The sequence below is a fragment of the Arthrobacter sp. HLT1-20 genome (assembly GCF_054510895.1).
Map to the genome: position 1 here is coordinate 157,822 of NZ_JBTNDR010000001.1, position 24,127 is coordinate 181,948.

At 62.0% G+C, this 24,127-nt stretch carries 24 protein-coding genes; 20 read left to right on the forward strand and 4 right to left on the reverse strand.

The window, feature by feature from the left end; genetic code table 11:
- Positions 1 to 17 precede the first annotated feature (17 nt).
- The 14 genes from ACX80Q_RS00740 (at position 18) to glmM (ending at position 11,711) form a co-directional block, all read left to right on the forward strand.
- The gene (locus tag ACX80Q_RS00740; protein ID WP_459328714.1) at positions 18 to 947 is read left to right on the forward strand and encodes a carbohydrate ABC transporter permease; all 930 of its coding nucleotides are present in this window, start codon (positions 18 to 20) and stop codon (positions 945 to 947) included.
- Positions 947 to 1,864 (forward strand): carbohydrate ABC transporter permease, encoded by a 918-nt coding sequence (locus ACX80Q_RS00745; protein ID WP_459328605.1) that lies wholly within the window; start codon positions 947 to 949, stop codon positions 1,862 to 1,864. The genes ACX80Q_RS00740 and ACX80Q_RS00745 overlap by 1 nt, the downstream gene beginning before the upstream one ends.
- A 96-nt stretch (positions 1,865 to 1,960) precedes the next feature.
- Positions 1,961 to 3,310 (forward strand): ABC transporter substrate-binding protein, encoded by a 1,350-nt coding sequence (locus tag ACX80Q_RS00750; protein ID WP_459328606.1) that lies wholly within the window; start codon positions 1,961 to 1,963, stop codon positions 3,308 to 3,310.
- 174 nt (positions 3,311 to 3,484) lie between these two features.
- A complete protein-coding gene (locus ACX80Q_RS00755; protein ID WP_459328607.1) occupies positions 3,485 to 4,462 on the forward strand; it encodes a P1 family peptidase in 978 nt (325 codons plus the stop codon).
- A 160-nt stretch (positions 4,463 to 4,622) separates the two neighbouring features.
- Positions 4,623 to 4,844: a translation initiation factor IF-1 gene (infA, locus tag ACX80Q_RS00760; protein WP_009358723.1), complete on the forward strand. Its 222-nt coding sequence runs from the start codon at positions 4,623 to 4,625 to the stop codon at positions 4,842 to 4,844.
- A gap of 29 nt (positions 4,845 to 4,873) precedes the next feature.
- Positions 4,874 to 4,987: a 50S ribosomal protein L36 gene (gene rpmJ / locus ACX80Q_RS00765; protein WP_011775570.1), complete on the forward strand. Its 114-nt coding sequence runs from the start codon at positions 4,874 to 4,876 to the stop codon at positions 4,985 to 4,987.
- Between the two features lie 190 nt (positions 4,988 to 5,177).
- The gene (gene rpsM / locus ACX80Q_RS00770; RefSeq protein ID WP_103464846.1) at positions 5,178 to 5,555 is read left to right on the forward strand and encodes a 30S ribosomal protein S13; all 378 of its coding nucleotides are present in this window, start codon (positions 5,178 to 5,180) and stop codon (positions 5,553 to 5,555) included.
- A gap of 108 nt (positions 5,556 to 5,663) precedes the next feature.
- Positions 5,664 to 6,065 (forward strand): 30S ribosomal protein S11, encoded by a 402-nt coding sequence (gene rpsK, locus ACX80Q_RS00775; protein WP_038464649.1) that lies wholly within the window; start codon positions 5,664 to 5,666, stop codon positions 6,063 to 6,065.
- Between the two features lie 131 nt (positions 6,066 to 6,196).
- Complete coding sequence (locus ACX80Q_RS00780; RefSeq protein ID WP_103464845.1) at positions 6,197 to 7,207, forward strand: DNA-directed RNA polymerase subunit alpha; 1,011 nt, start codon at positions 6,197 to 6,199, stop codon at positions 7,205 to 7,207.
- A gap of 88 nt (positions 7,208 to 7,295) precedes the next feature.
- Positions 7,296 to 7,790 (forward strand): 50S ribosomal protein L17, encoded by a 495-nt coding sequence (rplQ, locus tag ACX80Q_RS00785; protein WP_459328608.1) that lies wholly within the window; start codon positions 7,296 to 7,298, stop codon positions 7,788 to 7,790.
- A 106-nt stretch (positions 7,791 to 7,896) separates the two neighbouring features.
- Positions 7,897 to 8,817: a tRNA pseudouridine(38-40) synthase TruA gene (gene truA / locus ACX80Q_RS00790; RefSeq protein ID WP_459328609.1), complete on the forward strand. Its 921-nt coding sequence runs from the start codon at positions 7,897 to 7,899 to the stop codon at positions 8,815 to 8,817.
- A gap of 248 nt (positions 8,818 to 9,065) precedes the next feature.
- Positions 9,066 to 9,509, forward strand: a complete 444-nt coding sequence (gene rplM, locus ACX80Q_RS00795; RefSeq protein ID WP_459328610.1) for a 50S ribosomal protein L13 — start codon at positions 9,066 to 9,068, stop codon at positions 9,507 to 9,509.
- A gap of 36 nt (positions 9,510 to 9,545) precedes the next feature.
- Positions 9,546 to 10,061: a 30S ribosomal protein S9 gene (rpsI, locus tag ACX80Q_RS00800; RefSeq protein WP_459328611.1), complete on the forward strand. Its 516-nt coding sequence runs from the start codon at positions 9,546 to 9,548 to the stop codon at positions 10,059 to 10,061.
- A 303-nt stretch (positions 10,062 to 10,364) separates the two neighbouring features.
- Entirely contained in the window at positions 10,365 to 11,711 is a 1,347-nt protein-coding gene (gene glmM / locus ACX80Q_RS00805) for a phosphoglucosamine mutase (protein WP_459328612.1), read from the forward strand.
- A gap of 70 nt (positions 11,712 to 11,781) precedes the next feature.
- Here the strand turns inward: glmM and mscL are convergent, their stop codons facing one another.
- The 3 genes from mscL to coaA form a co-directional block, all read right to left on the reverse strand.
- Entirely contained in the window at positions 11,782 to 12,189 is a 408-nt protein-coding gene (mscL, locus tag ACX80Q_RS00810; RefSeq protein WP_459328613.1) for a large conductance mechanosensitive channel protein MscL, read from the reverse strand.
- Positions 12,190 to 12,253: 64 nt separating this feature from the next.
- Complete coding sequence (locus ACX80Q_RS00815; protein ID WP_459328614.1) at positions 12,254 to 13,246, reverse strand: M15 family metallopeptidase; 993 nt, start codon at positions 13,244 to 13,246, stop codon at positions 12,254 to 12,256.
- 5 nt (positions 13,247 to 13,251) lie between these two features.
- Complete coding sequence (coaA, locus tag ACX80Q_RS00820) at positions 13,252 to 14,229, reverse strand: type I pantothenate kinase (protein WP_459328715.1); 978 nt, start codon at positions 14,227 to 14,229, stop codon at positions 13,252 to 13,254.
- 133 nt (positions 14,230 to 14,362) lie between these two features.
- On the opposite strand from coaA, the gene glmS reads away from it, so the two are divergent.
- The 6 genes from glmS to ACX80Q_RS00850 all read left to right on the forward strand — a co-directional run bounded on the left by glmS (position 14,363) and on the right by ACX80Q_RS00850 (position 22,797).
- Positions 14,363 to 16,267 carry a glutamine--fructose-6-phosphate transaminase (isomerizing) gene (gene glmS, locus ACX80Q_RS00825; protein ID WP_459328615.1) on the forward strand — a complete coding sequence of 635 codons (1,905 nt, stop codon included), beginning with the start codon at positions 14,363 to 14,365 and terminating at the stop codon, positions 16,265 to 16,267.
- Between the two features lie 102 nt (positions 16,268 to 16,369).
- On the forward strand, positions 16,370 to 16,717 hold the full coding sequence (locus tag ACX80Q_RS00830; protein ID WP_459328616.1) for a holo-ACP synthase: 348 nt from the start codon (positions 16,370 to 16,372) through the stop codon (positions 16,715 to 16,717).
- Between the two features lies 1 nt (position 16,718).
- Entirely contained in the window at positions 16,719 to 18,215 is a 1,497-nt protein-coding gene (locus ACX80Q_RS00835) for an NAD(P)H-hydrate dehydratase (RefSeq protein WP_459328617.1), read from the forward strand.
- 14 nt (positions 18,216 to 18,229) lie between these two features.
- Positions 18,230 to 20,350 carry a glycogen debranching protein GlgX gene (glgX, locus tag ACX80Q_RS00840; RefSeq protein ID WP_459328618.1) on the forward strand — a complete coding sequence of 707 codons (2,121 nt, stop codon included), beginning with the start codon at positions 18,230 to 18,232 and terminating at the stop codon, positions 20,348 to 20,350.
- 109 nt (positions 20,351 to 20,459) lie between these two features.
- The gene (mgrA, locus tag ACX80Q_RS00845) at positions 20,460 to 21,497 is read left to right on the forward strand and encodes an L-glyceraldehyde 3-phosphate reductase (RefSeq protein WP_459328619.1); all 1,038 of its coding nucleotides are present in this window, start codon (positions 20,460 to 20,462) and stop codon (positions 21,495 to 21,497) included.
- A 220-nt stretch (positions 21,498 to 21,717) separates the two neighbouring features.
- Complete coding sequence (locus tag ACX80Q_RS00850; protein ID WP_459328620.1) at positions 21,718 to 22,797, forward strand: inositol-3-phosphate synthase; 1,080 nt, start codon at positions 21,718 to 21,720, stop codon at positions 22,795 to 22,797.
- A gap of 218 nt (positions 22,798 to 23,015) precedes the next feature.
- Here ACX80Q_RS00850 and ACX80Q_RS00855 read toward each other — a convergent pair whose 3' ends face one another.
- Complete coding sequence (locus ACX80Q_RS00855; protein WP_459328621.1) at positions 23,016 to 23,966, reverse strand: DUF559 domain-containing protein; 951 nt, start codon at positions 23,964 to 23,966, stop codon at positions 23,016 to 23,018.
- Positions 23,967 to 24,127: the final 161 nt, after the last annotated feature.

Sequence of the window (24,127 nt, forward strand, 5' to 3'; positions counted from 1 at the left end):
CAACCGCGCCAGACGCCATGTCAAGGATCCCGCCGGAGCAGCAAAGCCAGGACCCGGTGGTGCAGCGCAAGCGCCGCACGCCGTGGAAATCGTGGCTGTTGTTCCTGCTTTTTGCCGGCCCCAATGTGGCCCTGCTGATCATCTTCACGTACAAGCCGCTGGTGCAGTCGTTGCAGTACTCACTGTTGCAGTGGAATATCGGCTCGGCCACCGCCCGTTTCATAGGGCTGGATAACTACGTCAATTGGTTCACGGATCCCGCAACCGCCAACGTGGTGCGGGTGACAGTCATCTTCACACTGGTCACTGTGGTGGGCGGCATGGCGCTGGGCCTTTCCCTGGCGCTCCTGCTCAACAGAAAACTCCGGGGGACGGGCATGGCCCGCACGGTAGTCGTCGCGCCGTATGTCTTGTCCGGGGTCGCCGTCGGACTTCTCTGGCTCTTTGTCTTTGACCCGAACTTTGGGGTCTTGGGCGGGATACTGAAAGCCGTCGGGCTGGGTTCGCCGGACTGGTACAACGATCCGGCGTGGGCGCTGCCCATGATCATCGTGGTGTACCTGTGGAAAAACGTCGGCTATGTGGCCCTGATTTACCTCGCCGCCCTGCAGGCCGTGCCCAAGGACCTCATTGAAGCGGCCACGCTGGACGGGGCCGGGCCCTGGGGCAATTTCCGCAACGTGGTGCTGCCGCTGCTGGGGCCCACCACATTCTTCCTCTCCGTCACCACGCTGCTCAGTTCCCTGCAGTCCTTTGACATCATCCAGGCCATGACCAGGGGCGGGCCGTTGGAAGGCACCACCACCATGATGTACCAGATCTACCAGGAAGGATTTGCCACCGGACGGGCGGGATACTCCTCGGCAATAGCCACAGTCCTGTTCTTTGTCCTGCTGATAGTCACGGCCGTGCAAATGCTGTTCATTCAAAAGAAGGTCCACTACTGATGAGCCTCGATGTGAGAAGAAAACCCGCTGTGAAACCCCAGGAGGTGCCACCACCGGCGGATGCCAGCGGTGCAGGGAAGCCGGAGCCCGGGAAGGGCTGGGCCAAACCCCGGATTGGCGGCTACCTCATGATGTTGCTTGCCGTTGCCGCCATGATCCTGCCCCTGGTCTGGATGATGCTCGCCAGCTTCAAGCAGCGCGATGAAATCTACACGGTACCCGTCCAATGGTTGCCCGAGTCCGTGAGCCTGTCCAACTACCTCGAGGCCCTGGCCGTAGTGCCGTTCGGCAACTTTTTCATCAACTCGCTGATCACCACAGCTGTTGGTGCCACCTTAAAGATCGCCCTGGGCCTGACCACCGCCTACGCCGTGGTGTTTCTGGAATTCCCGTTCAAGAAGTTCGTGTTCGGCCTAGTGGTGTTTGCGCTCCTGGTGCCCCAGCAGATAGTCATCATTCCCAACTACACGCTGGTCTCCGACCTTGGCTGGATCAACACGTACCAGGGCCTGATCCTGCCCGGGCTCGCCAGCGCGTTTGGCACCTTCTTGTTCCGCCAGCACTTTCTGACGCTGCCGGTCTCCATCCTGGAGGCTGCAGCGCTCGACGGCGCCAGCCACTGGACCCGGCTGTGGCGGTTTGTGGTGCCCATCTCCGCGCCCACCATCGCTGCCGTGGCGCTGGTGTCCATCGTGTCCGAATGGAACGAATACCTTTGGCCGCTGTTGGTGGTGGACAAGGCGGAGATGATGACACTGCCTGTGGGGCTGACCCTGTTGCAAAACAACGACGGCGTCACCAACTGGGGTGTCCTCATGGCCGGAACCGTGCTCATCACCGTTCCGGTGCTTGTTGTCTTCTTCCTGCTGCAGCGCCGGATCGTCACAGGCCTCACCTCTGGAGCCGTGACCGGCTGACCGGCCGCCCCTGTTTCCCTCTACGCCAGATCACATTTCACCTCGCCATGCACAGCCCTGCCCGGACCGGGCGGGAAACCTTACAAGGAGATACGAATGACCGCTTCACCGTTTGCGAACCTGAACCGCCGTCAGCTGCTTCAACTTGCCGCCCTCCTGGGCGGTTCGGCGGCCCTGGCAGCCTGTGGGGGACCCGCCGTCGGACAGGCAGGGGGTGCAGCCACCGAGAAAGCCACCGACTGGACGTCCGTCACCCCGGCCCAGGAGATCACGTGGTGGTCCAACCACCCCGGAACGTCCAAGGACATTGAGTCCGAGATCATGGATCGTTTCACGGCTGAGAGCGGCGTCAAGGTCAACCTTGTCACCGCTGGCGCCAACTATGACGAGGTGGCGCAGAAGTTCCAGGCAGCGTCGGGCTCCAGCAACGTCCCGGACCTGGTCATCGCCAGCGACGTCTGGTGGTTCCGCTACATGATCAACGGCCAGATCCTGCCGCTGGACCAGCTGGCCAAGCACCTTGAATTCGACACAGCGGACTTCAACAGCACGCTGTACGGCGACTACGAATTCTCCCAATCACACTGGGCCGTGCCCTACGCCCGTTCCACGCCGCTGTTTTACTACAACAAGGCCGTCTGGGAGAAGGCAGGCTTGCCCGACCGTGCGCCGAAGACGTGGACCGAATTCGATGCATGGGCGCCGAAGATCCAGGCAGCCGCCGGGATCACGCCATTGGGCCTGGGCAAGGGCACCTCCTGGACTGCCTGGTGGTTCTGCAACATGCTGTGGGGTGCCGGTGGCGCTTACTCCAAGGACTGGGCCATGACCCTGGACACCCCTGAGGCACTCGAGGCCGCCAAGTACCTGCAAACTCTCATCTACGACAACAAGAGCGCGGCAGTCACCGCCAAGGACCAGGTGGCCGACTTTGGTGCAGGCCTCACCGGTTGCACCATCGCCTCCACGGGGTCGCTGAGCGGTATCCTCGCCTCCGCCAAGTTCGACGTCGGAACGGGCTTCCTGCCCGAGGGCGCCAAGGGCCCCGCATGCCCCACCGGCGGCACCGGACTGGCCATCCCCGCCGGCAAGACCCCGGAGCAGCAGCTGGCGGCAGGCATGTTCCTGAAGTTCCTGACCAATGCGGAGAACACCGCCTACTTCTCCTCCAACACCGGATACATGCCCGTGCGCACCTCGGCCCTGGAGGGCGCCACCATGAAGGCCGTGTATGCCAAGACCCCGCAGTTCCGCACGGCCGTGGATCAGCTGGCTGGCACCCGCGTCCAGGACTGGGGGCGCGTGTTTGTGCCCAACGGCGACAAGGACCTGACCACTGCACTGGAGAAGATCATGTTGCAAAAGGGTGACCCTGCCGAAGCCTTCGCCACGGCGGCCACATCCATCACCAAGTCATACGAAGAGAACGTCTTGCCCTACCTCTAAGCACGTCCTCGTCTTTGCAACTAGCCCGCAGAAAACGGCGAAAATATGCGTTTTTGACGCGATTTTCGTCGATTTCTGCGGGCTAGTTGTTTTTTTGGCGCCGAAGGCCGGACATAATCGTCTAAGGGAGCCGGCGCCATGCAGTGCGCGGACCAATCAGGCAAGGGGCGGCACATGAGCGCAGCAGCAGGGACGTCGCAGGGGGCCATCACTGACGTACCCGGGATTCGTGTGGGGCACGCCCAGCGCATCGGCAACGGCTGGCTGAGCGGCGTCAGCGTGGTTCTGCCGCCACCTGGCACCATTGGTTCGGTCGATGTCCGTGGAGGGGGCCCGGGGACCCACGAAACGGATGCCCTGGATCCCACCACCATGGTCTCCGCGGTGGATGCCGTGGTTCTGACAGGAGGCAGCGCCTACGGCCTGGCCGCTGCGGGCGGTGTGCAGCGCTGGTGCGAAGAAAATGGCAGGGGTTTCCCGGTGCCCGGAGGCGTGGTTCCCATAGTCCCGGCGGCGGCGATCTTTGACCTGGGCCGCGGCGGCGACTTCACAGCACGTCCTGACGCCAGCATGGGCTACGAGGCGGCACTGGACGCCGCCAGCACCGCTGAGGGGTCCGACGTCGAACGCGGGAACGTGGGCGCCGGGACGGGAGCCGCCATCGGCGCCGGCACCTTCAAGGGCGGGTTGGGCACCGCCGCACTTCAGCTGACGGGACCGAACGCCCACATTGTGGTTGGTGCCCTGGCCGTGGTCAACGCCGCGGGCATTCCTTGGCGCCCCGGGACCGCGCCGCCGCCCGCGGGGGAGGGGCTGAACACCACGCTGGTGGTGGTTGCCACGAATGCGACACTGAGTGTTGCCGAGGCCAAGCGAACAGCCACGGCCGCCCACGCCGGCATGGCCCGCGCATTAAACCCTGTGCACACGCTGGCCGACGGAGACACCATCTTCACGCTGGCCACCTGCGCGGCAACCCTGGTCACCAACCCGGCCATCCCGGTGGCGGCCCTCATTGAGCTGCAAAGTGCCGCCGCGGAGGCAGTGCGTCTTGCCATTGACGACGGCGTGTGCAGCGCCAGCGCCGTGGAAACGCCAGCGGGACTGCTCCGCCCGTACCCGCCAGAGCAGGCGCTCAATAGCTCAATTTAACTTATTTGCCAATTTGCACTAGAGTAGGTTGTTGGTTGTCTGTGCCTGCCCATTTGCGGTATGCAATCGGACGAACAGTAATCAGTAGTAAATCGAATGCCGATGACATTCTTCCCCAACAGGAGAAGACTGTGTCGGCGCAACAAAGTTAGCGGAGGATATGGCCAAGAAAGATGGGGTCATTGAGATCGAGGGCGTTGTGACTGAAGCGCTTCCCAATGCGATGTTTCGCGTTGAGTTGACGAACAAGCACATCGTTCTTGCCCATATCTCAGGAAAAATGCGCCAGCACTACATTCGTATCCTTCCTGAGGACCGAGTTGTGGTGGAGCTGAGCCCTTACGATCTGACACGTGGTCGTATCGTCTACCGCTACAAATAACCACAACTGCAATCACGCAAAGGAATGCCATGAAGGTTAAGCCGAGCGTCAAGCAGATCTGCGATAAGTGCAAGGTGATTCGCCGTAACGGTCGAGTCATGGTGATCTGCGAGAACCCGCGCCACAAGCAGCGCCAGGGCTAATTTCCTCTCTTTCGAGGAAAACCCTGAGCAGTTGCTCATGCAAGTACATATATAAGGCAGCACAAGGTTGGACGAAGGCGGAGCAATCCGCAACCGGACAACGGACCCCTGGTCGGAGGCCAGGGCCGCATTAAGAAAATATGCGGGTGTACTGTCTACGACCTCCGGTTTACACAAGGAGCAGCCAAATATGGCACGTCTCGCTGGCGTAGACCTTCCCCGCGAAAAGCGGTTGGAAGTAGCGCTTACATACATTTACGGCGTCGGTAAGACCCGTGCAAAAAAAGTCTTGGCAGAGACCGGGATTTCCCCCGATGTCCGCGTCAAGGACTTGTCCGATGCTGAGCTCGTTCAGTTGCGCGACAACATCGAGGGTAACTACAAGGTTGAGGGTGACCTTCGCCGCGAGGTTGCAGCTGATATCCGCCGCAAGGTCGAAATCGGTAGCTACCAGGGTATCCGTCACCGTCGCGGCATGCCCGTGCATGGCCAGCGCACGAAGACCAACGCACGTACCCGCAAGGGTCCGAAGCGCACCGTCGCAGGCAAGAAGAAGGCCGGCAGGTAGATCCCGCTAGCCGGCTTGGACGAACTGCTGAAGCGGTTTTTCACGATGCTGGCAAGCGTGGGCCTAAGCCTATGCCGACCCCTCAATAAACTTTCGTAGGAGAATATAATGCCCCCAAAGACTCGTGGAGCGGTTCGTAAGCCGCGTCGCAAGGATAAAAAGAATATTGCGCTGGGCCAGGCGCACATCAAGAGCACCTTTAACAACACCATCGTATCCATCACGGATCCGAACGGTGCAGTCATCTCATGGGCTTCCGCCGGTGAAGTTGGCTTCAAGGGCTCGCGTAAGTCAACTCCGTACGCTGCACAGATGGCTGCTGAAGCAGCTGCCAAGCGCGCACAGGAGCATGGCCTTCGCAAGGTTGACGTTTTCGTAAAGGGTCCGGGCTCGGGCCGCGAAACGGCTATCCGTTCGCTGCAGGCTGCTGGACTTGAGGTTGGCTCCATCTCGGATGTCACCCCCAGCGCCCACAACGGCTGCCGTCCGCCCAAGCGCCGTCGCGTCTAACGAGATTTAAGCAGCAGAGTTGGCCTCCACCAAAAGTGGAGGCCAACTCCGCCGCCGGTAAGTTTCGTCAGCCGTCATTTCCACTACCTGTGTTGCGTCATATAGCGGATGCTCGCTGAAAGGAAAACCCAGTGCTCATTGCACAGCGCCCCACCCTATCTGAAGAAGTAGTTTCCGAAAACCGTTCACGGTTCGTTATCGAACCGTTGGAGCCTGGCTTCGGTTACACCCTGGGAAATTCCCTGCGTCGGACCTTGCTGTCCTCCATTCCTGGCGCTGCTGTCACCAGCATCCGCCTCGATGGTGTTCTGCATGAGTTCACCACGGTTCCCGGTGTTAAGGAAGATGTCACTGAGATCATCCTGAACATCAAGGGATTGTCCGTGTCTTCGGAGCATGACGAGCCCGTCGTCGCCTACCTGCGCAAGCAGGGCCCTGGCGTTGTTACGGCTGCAGACATTGCCCCGCCGGCCGGTGTGGAATTCCACAACCCTGACATGCACATTGCCACGCTGAACTCGAAGGGCAAGTTCGAACTCGAACTGACCATCGAGCGCGGTCGCGGCTACGTTTCGGCAGCCCAGAACAAGAACGTCGATGCAGAGATTGGCCGTATCCCGGTTGACTCCATCTACTCACCCGTTCTGAAGGTGACCTTCCGTGTGGAAGCAACCCGTGTTGAACAGCGCACTGACTTTGACAAGCTGATTGTTGATGTAGAGACCAAGCAGGCCATCTCCCCGCGGGATGCCATTGCCTCTGCCGGCACCACGCTGGTTGAACTGTTCGGATTGGCCCGCGAGCTGAACACCGCGGCTGAGGGTATTGAGATTGGTCCGTCCCCGACGGATGCTGCTCTTGCCGCAGACATGGCCCTGCCGATCGAGGACCTGGACCTGACGGTTCGTTCCTACAACTGCCTCAAGCGTGAGGGCATCCATTCTGTGGGTGAACTCGTTGCTCGCTCCGAGGCTGACCTGATGGATATTCGCAACTTTGGTGCGAAGTCCATCGACGAGGTAAAGGCAAAGTTGGTTGAGCTCGGTCTCTCCCTGAAGGATTCCCCTCCAGGATTTGATCTGGCCGCCCGTGCCGCAGCCCTTGACGAGAACGACGACGCTTACAGCGACGACGAACTCTAAAGACGAACAACAATATTTTTTTAGTCGGACGGGCGGGTGCTAATAAAGCACACGCTGGCGGTCCGGCTGATACTTGAGGAGAAACACCATGCCTACACCCGCTAAGGGTCCCCGCCTCGGAGGCGGAGCGGCTCACGAGCGCTTGATGCTCGCGAACCTGTCCGCCGCTCTGTTCGAGCACAAGCGGATCACCACCACCTTGACCAAGGCAAAGCGCCTGAGCCCCTACGCAGAGCGACTGGTAACTTTCGCAAAGCGTGGCGACTTGGCTTCACGCCGCCGCGTTCTCGGCTTGATCAGCAACAAGGGCATTGTCCACGAGCTGTTCACCGACATCGCTACGGCTGTGGAGAACCGCGACGGCGGCTACACCCGCATCACCAAGATCGGCAACCGTAAGGGCGACAACGCTCCCATGGCTGTCATCGAGCTCGTTCTGGAGCCGGTCAGCGCTAAGCAGGCCGTTGTGAAGGAAGCTACAGCTGCTGCAGTCAAGGCTGCTCCGGTTGAAGAAGCTCAGGTCGAAGAAGTTGTGGAAACCGAAGTTGTAGCTGACGAAGCTGCCGCTGAAGAGACCAAGTAAGGCCTAAGCGAAAGCTTTAGTTTTACAGCAAAGAACCCGCCACCCGTCAGGGGTGGCGGGTTCTTTGCGTTCCGGGCCATCCGGGGCCGACGGTAGAATTGGGCCCATGCACAACCCCAAACTTTCCCCCGAAGAACGAGGCCTGATGAGGGCCCGCTTGGACATTGCGTATGATGGCAGCCCGTTCAACGGCTGGGGCATCCAGCCCGGTGTGCGAACCGTCCAGGGTGTCATTGAGGAAGCCCTGTTCATGATTCTTCGCCGGCCCATACGGCTCACCGTGGCCGGGCGCACCGATGCAGGCGTGCACTCCCGCGGCCAGGTGGCCCACCTGGACTTCACCCCGGAAGAATGGGACGGCCTCCGGCGCGGACACGACGAAGTATCCGAGCTTTCGCTCCAGCGCCGCCTCAACGGCGCACTGGGGAGGGTGCTGGGCGAGCTGCACGGCTCGGTGGAGATCGTGCGCGCCTCCGTAGCGCCGACAGGCTTTGACGCCCGCTTCTCGGCCCTGTGGCGGCGCTACAGCTACCGGATCGCCGACGGCGTTACCCGCCGGGACCCGTTGCAGCGAGCCCTGACACTGTGGCATCCCCGGGAATTGGATGTAGCACTCATGAACCAAGCAGTGTCTGCGCTGCTGGGATTGCATGATTTCGCGGCCTTCGCTAAGCCGCGTGAGGGTTCAACCACTGTGCGTACCCTGCAGCGCATTGATTTCACGCAGGACGACGATGGTGTTATTAATCTCAACGTCCAAGCGGACGCATTTTGCCACAATATGGTCCGTGCGCTGACGGGGGCTGCACTGATGGTGGGGGAGGGGCGGGAAGCTCCGGACTGGATGCACCAGCGCCTACAAGCGGGAATCCGGGACGCAAAGTCGGTTTTGGCCGCCCCGCACCCGCTAATTCTCGAGGAAGTTCACTACCCCGATGACATCGATATGCATGAGCGCGCTGTCCTGACGCGGACGCGGCGGGCGGCAACGAACACCATAAAGGCGCCGATCCAGGCCGGAATTTAGGCGGGCATCTACCTCACTTTGACCGGAGGCTAGTATTAACGCTATCGTAGGTAGTCGTTGTGCGTGTCCTATCTCGATATCACGCGCCCGTTGCAGGTCCGGTTGCAGGACTACCACTGAACGGGTGCCATCGGGAAGTGTAAGGATGACTGGTGTAAGAGCCCTCACCTCTGTTCCGGTAAGCGCATAGATAGCAGGTGTCAACCATCTGTGACACCACCTAAGAACAAGAAACGAAGGCAAAAACCGTGCGTACGTACACCCCGAAGCCCGGCGATATCAACCGTCAGTGGCACATCATTGATGCCAACGACGTTGTCTTGGGCCGTCTTGCCAGCCAGGCTGCACCTCTGCTGCGTGGAAAGCACAAGCCGACCTTCGCTCCCCATATGGATATGGGCGATTTCGTCATCATCATCAACGCCGAGAAGGTTGCCTTGACAGGCGCCAAGCTCGAACAGAAGCGCGCATACCGCCACTCCGGTCACCCGGGTGGTCTGTCCAGCGTGAACTATGCAGAACTGCTGGAGAAAAACCCGGTTCGTGCAGTGGAGAAGGCCATCGCTGGCATGCTCCCGAAGACCAAGCTGGGCGCAGCCCAGATGGGCAAGTTGAAGGTTTACCGCGGTGCTGAGCACCCGCACGCCGCTCAGCAGCCCAAGACGTTTGAAATCACCCAGGTCGCCCAGTAGTCCTGGCCACCAACCCAATATTTATCAAGGAGAATCGTGGCTCAGAATACTGAAGAGCTGAACACCGAGGCCGTTGTGGCCGAGGAAGAAGTTTTGACTAGCTACACGAGCGAAAGCTCAGCTGCAGCTGATGCAGCACCCAAGAAGGAACGCCCGGCTTTGACCGTCTCAGGCGCTGCTGTTGGTCGTCGCAAGCAGGCAATTGCCCGCGTTCGCGTTGTACCCGGCACCGGCAAGTGGATCGTTAACGGCCGCGAGCTGTCCAACTACTTCCCGAACAAGCTGCACCAGCAGGAAGTAAACGACCCGTTCCGCCTCCTCGACCTGGACGGCGCATACGACGTTTGGGCTCGCATCCACGGTGGTGGCCCCTCAGGCCAGGCCGGTGCTTTGCGTCTGGGTGTTGCTCGTTCCTTGAACGAGATCGACGCTGAGAACAACCGCGCCATCTTGAAGAAGGCAGGCTTCCTGACTCGTGACGCCCGCGTCATCGAGCGCAAGAAGGCTGGTCTCAAGAAGGCACGTAAGGCTTCGCAGTACTCCAAGCGCTAATCCAAGCCTTCCCGAGCCTCGTGCCTTGGCACAGGGCCCGCGGCTTGTCTTAGCCCTTGGCTCCACAAGCGCTAAATATCGCTTACAAAAATCCCCGGTTCGCTTCTGCGGCCGGGTTTTTTTGTGCCCGGGGGCCGTTGTGGACATTCGCCCTAGGTGGACCCTCCGCGAATGTCCACAACGGCCCCCGCGCCCTCAGATGGTGTCGAAACAGGGGAAACCACCCGGTCCAGGCTGCCGTGTGGTCCATTGCATGATGTGAGGAAAGCTGATTTTGCGGCTCCATGATTTAGACTGAACGGGATGTCAAGATTATTTGGAACAGACGGTGTCCGCGGTTTGGCGAATGGCCTACTGACGGCTGAACTAGCCTTATCACTCGCTCAAGCCGCTGCTGTGGTGCTGGGCCACGAGCAGATGAGCGAGGGAAAGCGCCCCAGGGCTGTCATTGCCCGCGACCCGCGCGCCAGTGGCGAGTTCATCGGTGCCGCAGTGGAAGCAGGCCTGGCCAGTGCCGGTGTCGACGTTTATGACGCCGGAGTGCTCCCCACACCCGCAGCAGCCTTCCTGATTGCGGACCTAGGGGCTGATTTTGGCGTGATGATCTCCGCCTCCCACAATCCGGCCGCAGACAACGGCATCAAGTTCTTTGCCCGCGGCGGCAACAAGCTGCCTGACGATGTTGAAGAAGCCATTGAGGCCCAACTCAAGCTTGACGCGTACCGTCCGGTGGGCATTGACGTTGGGCGGATCCAGCGTTTCTCGGACGCCGAGGATAGGTATGTTGTGCACCTTTTGGGCACCCTGCCGCACCGCCTGGACGGGCTGAAGATTGTCCTGGACTGTGCGCACGGTGCAGCCAGCGGCTGTTCACCCCAGGTGTTTACGGACGCCGGCGCCAAGGTTATTGTGATCGGGGCCGAGCCGGACGGGCTGAACATCAATGACGGTGTTGGTTCCACCCACCTTGGACTGCTCCAGAAGACTGTGCTGGAAACGGGTGCAGATCTGGGCATTGCCCACGACGGTGACGCCGACCGCTGCCTGGCCGTGGACCATGAGGGCAATGTGATTGACGGTGACCAGATCATGGCCGTGCTGGCGCTGGCGTTGAAGGAGTCCGGTGAACTCAAGGATGACGTTCTTGTGGCCACCGTGATGAGCAATCTCGGCTTGAAGATTGCCCTGCGCAATGCCGGGATCACCATCCGTGAAACAGGCGTCGGTGACAGGTATGTGCTGGAGGAAATGCGCCGCGGAGATTACACACTCGGTGGGGAACAGTCCGGGCACGTTATCTTCTCCAAGTACGCCACAACGGGTGACGGTGTTTTGACAGGCCTGCAGTTGGCCGCCCAAGTTGCGTTGACGGGCAAGTCGCTGAAGGAGCTGGCCAGTGCCATGACCAAGCTGCCGCAGGTCATGATCAACGTCAAGAACGTGGACAAATCCCGCGCGTCGTCCGTGCCGGCCATCAACGCGGCAATCGCCGAGGCCGAGGCCGAGCTGGGGGACACCGGACGGGTGCTGCTGCGCCCCTCGGGCACTGAGGCCCTGGTCCGCGTCATGGTGGAAGCCGCCGACACCCAAACCGCCGAGCGCATTTGCAACGAGCTGGTCAGCGTGGTCAAGGCCGAGTTGTCCCTCTAAGACACGTGTAATGCAAGGAAGGCGGCAACCCCACCGGGGTTGCCGCCTTCCTTGCATTACACGGGGGCTGCTAGTGGGCCCCGCCGGAGGGGCGGGCGGTGAGTGCGTCACGGATTTCGGTGAGGAGCTCAAGCTGCGGGTCGACGGGAGGTGCTTCTTCCTTGATGCCCAACTTCGCGTTGCGCCGGGCAATCATGTGGTTCATGGGCATGACCACCACGAAGTAGATGGCGGCCGCAACCAAGACGAAGTTGACCAGTACTGTCAGGAACACGCCAAACTTGAGGTCCACGCCGTTGATGGTGACCAGACCGAAGGCGTCGAAGTTGGGGGAGTTCGTCAGTGCGGCAATAAGCGGCATCAGGATGTTCTCGACCAGGGAAGTGATGACTGCCCCGAACGCGGCACCGATGACGACAGCGACGGCAAGGTCTACGACGTTGCCCTTCAAGATGAAATCTCTGAATCCCTTTAACATGACACTAAAGTACCCCATTTGTGGCTGGTGGGACCGCTTTGTGTTCCCACATGTATTCGAACGGCTACTTGTAGTTGGGCGCGCCGGGCAGCCCCAGATAGTCCTCGTAGCTTTGAATGCCCCGCACCCTCATGTCCAGGGCCACGGCAACTCCCAGATAGCGCAGATGCCAGGGTTCAGCAAGATAGCCCGTGGTGGACTCCTGGCCCATGGAATACCGCACCACGAAGCCGTAGTCGGCCCCGTGCGCCGCCACCCACTTCCCCGCGGCGGTGTCCGCCACGCAGAAGGTGAAATCGCAGTCGGTGCCGGAGTTTGCGTCACCAATGTCCAAGGCAAATCCGCTTTGGTGTTCGGAGAAACCCGGCCGGGCGGAGGAGGCATCCGCTGCTGCGACGCCCTTGGCCGCCACATGGCCGTTGTAGACGCTGACCTGGGTCGCAAAGGAGCGGTAGCTGCTCTTAATGCTGATGCTGACCCCCTGGGCCGCTGCGGCGGCGAACATGCGCTCAACAGCCGCTGCCGCCTCGGCGCGCAGTTGGGCAGGTTCCGTGGAACCGGTGGTCTGCACGGCCGGGGTCACCAAATCGGCTGGAATGTAGTCCACGGGCTTGAGCGGGTGTGTCTTGTTGACCAACACCAAAGGGCTGGCCGGGTTGGCTATGTTGCGCAGGGATTCCTCGGCAGGTGCCGCCGTGCCCGTGGCGAAGAGCTTGTGAATGGGTGCGCCGGCACTCGCGCCCATGACCGGGACGGCGCTCGGTGCCGGGCTGGCTGGCTTGCTGGGGATGGTCGACGCCGGAGCCTGGGTTGCGGGGGCTGAACTCACCGGCGCTGACGGTTGCCCAGCGGCTGGGGAGGGCGGCAGGAGGGTGGAGTTCGCCGTCGTACTCCCAACGGAGGTGGCGGCCAGGGATGCTGGTTCCAGTGCCAGCGCTCCACAGATGACCAAAGCCGCGCCGATGACTGAAACGGCCACGCCGCCCGGGCGCGGCCAGTTCAGGCCGGCCCGCAGGCGGACCAGCAAGCTGGTCGAGGCTGGGAAGGGCCTGTCCACTGGCGCTAAACCTTCCGCAGCAACATGCGCCGAATGGAATGGTCGGAGTCCTTGGTCAGCACCAGTTGGGCCCGCCCGCGGGTGGGGAGGACGTTCTGCAGCAGATTGGGCTCGTTGATGCTCTTCCAGATTCGGGACGCCGTGGCCGTGGCCTCACTGTCCGACAGGCCCGCATAGCGGCGGAAGTAGGACTCCGGATCGGCGAAGGAGCTGGTGCGCAGGGAACGGAAGCGTTCCACATACCACTGCTCGATGTAGCTGGTTTTCGCGTCGACATAGATGGAGAAGTCAAAGAAGTCACTGACCGCCAGGCCCGAGCGGCCGTCGGCGCGGGGACGGGCAGCAGCCAAGACGTTCAAGCCCTCCACAATGAGCACGTCGGGGCGCCGGACCACCACTTCCTTGTCCGGCAGGATGTCGTAGCTAAGGTGGGAGTACATGGGGGCGCGGACTTCCTCGGCGCCACTCTTGACGGCACTGACAAAACGCAGCAGCGCGCGGCGATCATAAGACTCCGGGAAGCCCTTGCGGCCCATGAGTCCGCGGCGTTCCAGTTCGGCGTTGGGGTAGAGGAAGCCGTCGGTGGTGACGAGTTCAACGTTGGGGGTGTCGGGCCAGCGGCACAGCATTTCGCGCAACACGCGGGCAGTGGTGGACTTGCCCACAGCAACCGAGCCGGCAACACCAATCACAAAGGGCGTGCGAGAACCCCTCTCGCCCAGGAAAGTGGTGGTGGCGCTGTGCAGCTTGCCGGCGGCACCCACGTAGAGATTCAGCAGGCGCGACAGCGGCAAATAGACGTCACGGATTTCGCGCATGTCCAGCTGATCGCCCAGGCCGCGGAGGCGTTGGATGTCTTCCTCATCCAGCGGCTGCTCAATTTTGTTGGCAAGGCGGGACCACGTTTGCCGGTCCAGCTCCACAAAAGGGGAGGCACTGACGCTGTTGGCGGACTCAGTTCTTTGCGCTGTCACACTTTCAATTCTGCCTTGTTTGGGGTGGGGTGGGAAACGGGAGGTTCCTGCGGGAGAAACATCGCTGACTGTTTTTCACGTCACTCCCCCAGGGAAGAGGTAGAACGTCCTGCCTTCGGAGTGGGGATTATGATTGATTTTCATGTGTGGAATTGTGGGATACGCCGGTACCGCCCCGGCTCAAGGATCAACGTCGTCAGCAGCTCATGGTGCTTTGGAAGTCCTCGTGGAGGGGCTGCGTCGCCTGGAATACAGGGGCTACGACTCGGCTGGCGTCGCCTTGGTCACCAGCAATGGGATTGAAATGCGCAAGAAGAGCGGCAAACTTGCCATGCTCCTGCAGGAACTGGAAGCCAATCCGCTCCCGGCCTCTGTGACGGGGATCGGTCACACCCGGTGGGCCACCCACGGCGGACCAACTGACGCCAACGCCCACCCACATGTGGTTGCCGGCGGAAAGCTGGCCGTGATCCACAACGGCATCATTGAAAACTATGCCCCCCTCAAGGCCGGGCTGGTGGCGAACGGGCACACCTTCCTCTCCCAGACTGACACCGAAGTCGCCGCAACCTTGTTGGGTGAGGTTTACCAGGAACTGGAAGCCGCCGGAACTTCTGCGGGCACCCTGCTCTCCGTTGCCATGCAACAGGTGGCGCAGCGCCTGGAAGGCGCGTTCACCCTGGTGGCAACGCACGCCAATGAGCCCGGAGTGGTCGTTGCCGCCCGACGGAACTCGCCCCTTGTTGTTGGTTTGGGCGACGGCGAAAACTTCCTCGGATCAGACGTTTCGGGATTCATCGATTACACGCGCCGTGCCGTGGAATTGGGGCAGAACCAGGTAGTCACCATTACGGCGGACAACGTCACCATCACCGACTTCCATGGTGTGCCCGCGGAAGGCCGCGAGTACCTGGTGGACTGGGATGCTGCGGCCGCGGAGAAGGACGGCTACCCGTCCTTCATGGAAAAGGAGATCAACGACCAGCCGGATGCCGTGGCGCAAACCCTGCTGGGACGCTCGGATATTGATGGCAACCTGACCCTGGACGAGATCCGGGTGGATCCGTCAGTCCTGAAGTCCATCAACCGGATCATTGTCCTGGCCTGCGGCACCTCGGCCTACGCCGGACAGGTGGCCCGCTACGCCATTGAACACTGGTGCCGTATCCCCACGGAGGTGGAACTCTCCCATGAGTTCCGGTACCGGGATCCGATTGTTGATGAGAATACGCTCATCGTTTCCATCTCGCAGTCCGGGGAAACCATGGACACTTTGATGGCCGTCCGCTATGCCCGTGAGCAGGGTGCCAAGACGGTGGCCATCTGCAACACCAACGGTTCAACCATTCCGCGCGAGTCGGACGCGGTGCTGTACACGCATGCCGGACCGGAGATTGCCGTGGCCTCCACGAAGGCTTTCCTGGCGCAGATCACTGCTGCCTACCTGCTGGGCCTTTATTTGGCACAGTTGCGCGGAAACTTGTTCCAGGGCCAGATCAAGGACATCCTGGCCGAACTGGCCAAGACGCCCGCCAAGATCGCCACGGTGTTGGCCAACGCAGAACAGATCAAGGAACTGGCCCGCAGCATGGCGGACACCCGGACTGTCCTGTTCCTGGGCCGCCACGTGGGCTACCCCGTGGCCATGGAAGGTGCACTCAAGCTCAAGGAGCTGGCGTACATCCATGCTGAAGGCTTTGCCGCCGGCGAACTCAAGCACGGACCCATCGCCCTGATTGAAGAAGGCCAGCCGGTCATTGTTGTTGTCCCGTCGCCGCGTGGCCGTGATTCCCTGCACGCCAAGGTGGTCTCCAACATCCAGGAGGTGCGCGCCCGTGGCGCCATGACCATTGTGATTGCCGAGGAAGGCGACGAATCGGTGCGCGAGCATGCCGAGCATGTTTTCTACATCCCGGAGACCAGCACCCTGCTGGCGCCCCTGCTGACCACTGTTCCGCTGCAGATCTTCGCGTGCGAGCTTGCCACGGCCAAGGGCTACGATGTGGACCAGCCGCGCAACCTGGCCAAGTCAGTCACCGTCGAATAGCGGCAGCTCTGGTCTATGACGCAGTAGATGCTCGCCGAATGCACTTCCCGGCGCGTTTTATGCATCAACTGCGTCATAGTCCCAAGGGGATAGGCTGGGGTCATGATCATTGGGATTGGTGTAGACGTTGTTGACATTGAGCGCTTTGGCCGCCAGCTGGAGCGGACCCCGGGGCTGCTTGACAGGCTGTTTGTGCCTGCCGAGCGCGGCTTGAACACCCAGTCGCTCGCCGCCCGGTTTGCCGCCAAGGAATCCGTGGCCAAGGCCTTGGGCGCCCCGGCCGGGATGAACTGGCAGGACTGCTGGATCGGCTTGGATGAGAACGGGCCCACCATCAATGTCAAGGGAACGGTGGCGGCGGTGGCCAAGTCCAAGGGCATCAAGCACTGGCACCTGTCCATGAGTCACGACGGCGGCATCTCCACGGCCATGGTGATAGCCGAAAGCTGACATGCTCCACGCCTACTCAGCCGCCGCCGTCCGCGCAGCCGAACAACCACTGCTGGATGCCGGGCGTGGCCCGGAACTCATGCACAAGGCAGCCCACGGCCTGGCCATGGGCGTGGTCTCGGTGCTTCGCGCCCGCGGCCGTGGCGTCTACGGCGCCAGGGTTGTCCTGCTGGTGGGATCGGGCAACAACGGTGGCGACACCCTCTACGCCGGCGCCTACCTGGCCGCTCGAGGAGCCCGGACGACGGCGCTGCTCACCAGCGCACGTACGCATACCAAGGCGCTGCTTGCGTTTGAGAAGTCCGGGGGACGACGTGTTGCCCTGGGCGATGGCGTCGCGGCGAGTTTCATGAGCGAAGCCCGGCAGTCCGACGTCGTCATTGACGGGATACTGGGGACCGGCGGCACTGGCGGACTACGGGAGCCGGTGGCGGGGATGGTGGCGCACCTGGCAGGATTCGCTGGGCGCGGGCCGGCGGTGGTGGCCTGCGACCTTCCCAGCGGTGTGGACGCTAGCACGGGCGAGGTGCACGGCCCCGTGCTGCGTGCCGATCTGACAGTCACGTTTGGCGCGCATAAGACGGGTCTTCTCAGTGCTCCGGGCGAGCAGTACGCCGGCACCGTGGCCCTGGTAGATCTTGGAATTGGCCGGCATCTTGGCCTGCCCGGGTTGTCCCGGATTGAGGCCGCGGACTTTGCTGGACTCCTGCCGCAGCCCGCCGCCACTGACCACAAATATACCCGCGGGGTGGCGGGGGTGATCGCCGGTTCGGTGCTGTATCCCGGTGCGGGACTGCTGGCCGTGGCAGCGGCGTCGGCCTGTGGGCCCGGGATGGTGCGCTATCTTGGCCCGGAGCAGGTGGCAACAGCCATCCATGTACGCAACCCTGAAGTGGTGTGTTCGCAAGAATTCCCCCGGCAGGTGCGCGTGCAGGCATGGCTCGCCGGGCCCGGGATTGACGGGGACCAGGCGCAACTGGACCGGGCCGCCGAGGCCATCGGCTCTGGCTTGCCCACAGTGGTGGACGCCGCAGCTTTGGCCCTGGTGACGCCAAGCAGCGGCGGGAATGAATGCCTGGTCCTGACCCCGCATGCCGGGGAGCTTTCGCAACTGCTGGCCCGCTGCGGCGTTGACCTTGACCGTGCCCGGATTGAGGCTTCCCCCTTGGCCGCGGCCCGCCAAGCCGCGGCACTGCTGAGGGCGGTGGTGCTCCTGAAGGGGCCCACCACCGTAGTGGCCTCACCCGATGGGCACGTCTTCACCCAGGCCAACGGTACGCCCCGCCTGGCTGCTGCCGGGAGCGGGGACACCCTTGCCGGGATACTGGTGGCCCTGTTGGCCATGGGTAGCGGGTCGATTCACCTGGCCAGGACCGCCGCGCTCGCAGCCGCGCTCCACGGCCAGCTGGCGCAGACGAACGCCCAGCAGCCACTGAACGCCGGGATGCTGGCGGCGCGCATCCCCGTTGTGTGGGCCAAACTCAGCCAGCAGCACTAACCTCAGGGGGACTTGTGGACATTTGGCCGGGCAGGGCGCACCCATTGGGCGCCCACGCAGATGGTGAAGGCACCAATTTTGCCTTGTTCAGTGACGGTGCGCAGGCCGTGCAGCTGTGCTTGTTTGACGACGCCGGAGCGGAGACCCGCCTGCCGCTCACGGAAGTGGACGGCTACGTTTGGCATGGCTACGTGCCGGGTGTGGGTGCCGGCCAGCGGTACGGGTACCGCGTGGATGGGCCGTGGGAACCTGCCAAGGGGCTGCGCTTCAACGCCAACAAGCTGCTGCTGGACCCCTACGCGCGGGCCGTGAGCGGGCACATCACCTGGGGCCAGCCCCTGTATGGCTACGACTTTGCGCAGCCGCTGGCCCGCAATGATGAGGATTCGGCCGGCCACACGTACCGGTCCGTGGTGGTGGCGGACAGCTTCGACTGGGCCGACGCCCAAGGCCGTCCCGACGCCCGCCCGGGCATTCCCTATCACCAAAGCGTCATCTACGAGGCCCATGTGAAGGGGCTGACAGCCCTGCACCCTGATGTCCCGGAGCACCAGCGCGGCACGTATGCCGGGGTTGCCCACCCCGCGGTGGTGGCCCACCTGAAAAACTTGGGGGTGACCGCCGTCGAACTTATGCCGGTGCACCAGTTTGTCCAGGACGAGCGGCTGTTGAATGCGGGGCTGCGGAACTATTGGGGCTACAACACCATCGGCTTCTTCGCCCCGCACAATGAGTACGCAGCCGGCAGCGATCCTTGCGATCAGGTGCGCGAGTTCAAGGAAATGGTTAAGGAACTGCACGCCAACGGCCTGGAGGTCATCCTTGACGTGGTGTACAACCACACGGCCGAAGGTAACCATTTGGGCCCCACCCTGTCCTTTCGCGGGATTGACAATGACGCCTACTACCGGCTGATTGAGGAGGATAAGCAGCACTACCTGGACTACACCGGTACGGGGAACCAGTTCAACGTCCGGGAACCGCACGCGCTGCAACTCATCATGGATTCGCTGCGGTATTGGGTGACTGAAATGCATGTGGACGGCTTCCGCTTTGACCTGGCCGCCACGCTGGCGCGCGAGTTTTATGACGTGGACAAGCTGTCCACGTTCTTTGAAATGGTGCAGCAGGATCCCGTGGTTTCCCAGGTTAAACTGATTGCCGAGCCTTGGGATCTGGGACCCGGCGGCTACCAGGTGGGCAACTTCCCGCCGCTGTGGACCGAATGGAACGGCAAGTTCCGGGATACCGTGCGGGACTTCTGGCGCGGCGAGCCGGCCACCCTGGGCGAATTTGCCACCCGGCTCACAGGCTCATCGGACCTCTATGGCCATTCCGGGCGCCGCCCCGTGGCCTCCATCAACTTTGTTACGGCCCACGACGGCTTCACCCTGGCCGACCTTGTCAGCTACAACAGCAAGCACAATGAGGCCAACGGGGAGGACAACCGGGACGGTGAATCCCATAACCGCTCCTGGAACTTTGGTGTGGAGGGCCCCACGGACGACGCCGGCATTGTTGCGTTGCGGGCCCGTCAACAGCGCAACTTCCTCACCACCTTGCTACTGTCCCAGGGCGTTCCGATGATCCTGCACGGAGACGAACTGGGCAGAACCCAAAACGGCAACAACAACGCCTACGCCCAGGATTCGCCGCTGACGTGGATCAACTGGGAGGCTGCGGACACGGCACTGGTGGACTTTGTCTCCCGGCTGGGGCGGTTGCGGGCGGCGCACCCCGTGTTCCGCCGTCGTCGGTTCTTCAGCGGCCGTCCCGTGGAGCGCGGGGACGACGCCGGGCTGCCGGACATTGTGTGGCTGCGGCCCGACTCGGCGGCCATGACCGGAGACGACTGGGACAACGCCTTTGGGCACAGCATTGGTGTTTTCCTCAACGGGGACGGCATACCGGATTGCGACGCCCGGGGCCGGGCCGTGGTGGATGACTCATTTCTGATGCTGTTCAACGCCAGTGCGGCAGGCGTTGATTTTACGCTGCCCAGTGCCGAGTACGCCCAGCGCTGGGTGGTGGAAGTCCACACCGACGGTGTCCCCGACAGCCAATTGACGGCGGGGGATGTGGTCCCGGTGGCGTCGCGCGCGGCCCTGATCTTACGGGGGCTTGGGCGCAGCTGATCCTGGGTTGCGGCGGCGGCAGGCGGCCGGGCCAGCGCCCTAAGGGTGTGTCTGGCAGGGCCACCCAAATGGCGGTTGGCGGGGCGCCGGTGGTGGCAAGATAACAGGTATGACTTTTCATGCAGCGGAAAACCGTTACGAGACCATGCCCTACCGCCGTGTTGGGCGCAGCGGGCTGAAATTGCCAGCCATTTCGCTGGGCCTGTGGCACAACTTCGGGGACGATAAGTCCTTTGACGTGCAGCGGGACATCCTGCGCCGGGCCTTCGATCTGGGCGTCACCCACTTTGACCTGGCCAACAACTACGGCCCGCCGGCCGGCAGCGCGGAAACCAATTTTGGTCGCCACTTCAAGGACGACTTTGCTGCGCACCGCAACGAGCTGGTCATCTCCACCAAAGCCGGCTACCTGATGTGGCCTGGCCCGTACGGCGAATGGGGCTCCCGCAAGAGCCTGCTCTCCAGTCTGGACGAGTCGCTGACCCGCATGGGCCTGGACTATGTTGACATCTTCTACAGCCACCGCCCGGACCCGGAAACACCCATGGAGGAAACCATGGGCGCGCTGGACCACGCCGTGCGCTCCGGCAAGGCACTCTACGCCGGCATCTCCTCCTACACCCCGGCCCAAACGCTGGAGGCCGCCCGCATCCTGAAAGAAATGGGCACGCCGCTGCTCATTCACCAGCCCTCCTACTCCATGCTGAATCGCTGGACCGAAAACGGGGAGCCGAACCTGTATGAGGCGCTCGACGCCGTAGGGGCTGGTTCCATCGCCTTCTCACCATTGGCGCAAGGCGTGCTCACCGACCGTTACTTGAAGGGCGTCCCCGCCGATTCCCGTGCGGCGAAGGAGCACTTCCTGCACGAGCACGATCTCACGGCGGAGAAGATGGACCGCGTGCGCGGACTGAACAACATTGCTGCCGGCCGCGGGCAGTCACTGGCCCAGATGGCCATCGCCTGGATCCTGCGTGAGCAGCCCAAGGGCACCCCCGTCACCTCGGCCCTGGTGGGCGCATCGAGCGTGGCGCAGCTGGAAAACAATATTGCAGCCATCAACAACCTGGAATTTAGCGCAGCTGAGCTACATGCCATTGATGAGTTTGCGGTGGAATCAGACATCAACCGGTGGGCGCAAAAGTAGCATTCTTGGCGGTTTTGTGACAAAACTGCGAGACACTGCTGCCCTGAGGGAACAAATTCGGGGCAGCAGTAGTTGACTAGAATGGTTAAGGGCGCCGTTGGGGCGTCAGGTCCGGTCGAAATAGCCGTGCGTCGTGTCTTTATGTCAACCGTGAAGGCGTGCGTCGACCCATCACCATAAGTGTGAGAGCCGGACCCTGTGAGTTTTATGAAGGAGTTCCGTGTCCAATCATCCTATTCGGGTTGCCATCGTAGGCGTAGGAAACTGTGCCGCATCGTTGGTACAGGGTGTCCAGTACTACCAGAACGCTGATCCCAGCGCGAAGGTTCCGGGCTTGATGCATGTTGAGTTCGGCAAGTACCACGTCAATGACGTGCAGTTCGTGGCAGCATTCGACGTTGACAGCAAAAAGGTGGGCCTGGATCTTTCCGACGCCATCGGTGCCAGCGAGAACAACACCATCAAAATTGCTGACGTTCCCAACTTGAACGTGCCGGTCCTGCGTGGAACCACGCTGGATGGCCTAGGCAAGTACTACCGCGAGACCATCGTTGAATCCGATGCGGCCCCCGTGGACGTTGTGGCAACCCTGAAGGCTGCCAACGTTGACGTCATGGTCTGCTACCTGCCTGTTGGCTCCGAAGCCGCAGCCAAGTTCTACGCCCAGTGCGCCATCGACGCAGGGGTTGGCTTCGTCAACGCCCTGCCCGTCTTCATCGCCGGCACCAAGGAGTGGGCTGACAAGTTCACCGCCGCAGGCGTGCCGATCGTGGGCGATGACATCAAGAGCCAGATCGGTGCCACCATCACGCACCGCGTCATGGCGAAACTGTTCGAAGACCGTGGCGTCGTATTGGACCGCACCTACCAGCTCAACGTTGGTGGCAACATGGACTTCAAGAACATGCTCGAGCGAGAGCGTCTGGAATCCAAGAAGATCTCCAAGACCCAGGCCGTCACCTCCAACACCTCAGCCGTGTTGGGCGAAGACGATGTCCATATTGGTCCGTCCGACTACGTGGCCTGGCTTGATGACAGGAAGTGGGCTTTTGTCCGCTTGGAAGGCCGCAACTTCGGTGACGCCCCCGTGTCTCTGGAGTACAAGCTAGAAGTGTGGGATTCACCCAACTCGGCAGGTGTCATCATCGACGCCATCCGTGCGGCCAAGATCGCCCTGGACCGCGGCATTGGCGGGCCCATCCTGTCAGCCTCTAGCTACTTCATGAAGTCCCCGCCGGAGCAGTACGCGGACGACGTTGCCCACGAGAAGGTTGAAGCCTTCATCCGGGGCGAGATCTAAAACCCCTTCTTACCGACGCTATCGCAGCAATGGTGCCTTTTTTCTGAACGCTATCGCAGCAATGGTGCCTTTTTTCTGAACGCTATCGCAGCAATGGCTGAAAAAAGCAGAACGCCCTCTCACTCTTGTGAGGGGGCGTTCTGCTGTCCGGGCGTTCTGCTGTCCGAGCGCTCCGTGGATCTTGGGCCAGGGCTCGTTTCGGCCTGCGGTGGAATGGCTCAGCTGCCGGACGCAAAGCCTGAGGCAATGGACGGATCCACCCAAGCATCCCGCAAGGCCATCTTGATGAGCCCCACAGCATTCTGAAAACCGTCAGCAACATCTGACTGGGTGAATATCAGCACGGTCCAACCGGCAGCCCTGAACGCTTTGTCCCTGCGGAGGTCACTGCGCTGCTGAAGCTCGTCAAGGTGATGGGCGCCGTCGAACTGCAAGGCAATACGGTGGGCACGGTAGCCGGCGTCTGCCGAAGGGCTGCCGGGCCGGTTCCACAAGGTGAGCTGCAATTCGGGCTCCGGCAGGCCGGCGTCGAGCATGGCCAGGCGTAGCAGCGTTTCCGGGCTGGAATCGGCGCCCACACGCATGAGGTTGAGCGCTTCGCGGGCGTGGACGATTCCCTGGAAGTTTGTGTGCCGTCCCAACATGGCCCGCAGCGACTGGAGTGTGGCGTACGGTGCCTGGCGGCCCTCGAATTCCGGCCGCGGAATGCGGATGAGCTGGTCGCCCATGCACACGAGATCGTTCAGCGGCAGTGTGCGGGCCAGGTCAAGCCAGGTGCGCGACCGGGTGCTGATGGGCAGGCCCCCGTCGAGCTCGATTTCATCGCCAAAGAAGAGCATTTTGTGGGCGGTGATGCCTTGTCGGCGCACTTCAGGTGTTTTCCGGGGCTTGCTCAAGTGCAGTTCATTGGAATCGCCCAGCCAGGGCGGAAGCACCAATTGCTGCAGCCGGGCTGCGGTGGAATGCGAGATCCAGGCCCCGGGTGAGGCCGCGCAGAGTGCACGCGCCGCCTCCCGCAGCTCGAAGTCCCAACCGGCTGGCCGGTACAGGCCGTAGCTGACGGCCATTACGCCCTTGCCCCTCAGCCGGTGGCGGGGGATTCCCAGCGCTGCAGCCTCGGCCCGCGTGAACGGTGCAGCCGGAATACTGGATTCGTCATTGGATTCCATGAACATATTCTGGCGCAATTCGGCCGCCCGCGCGCAAAGTTATCCACAGCTGGTCACACGACGCTGGCCGTAGCATTGATGCCACGGCCAGCGGTGCGAGAGCGTTGAGTAAAATCCAGCCATTGCTGCGATAGCGTCGGGAAAAAACACGCCATTGCTGC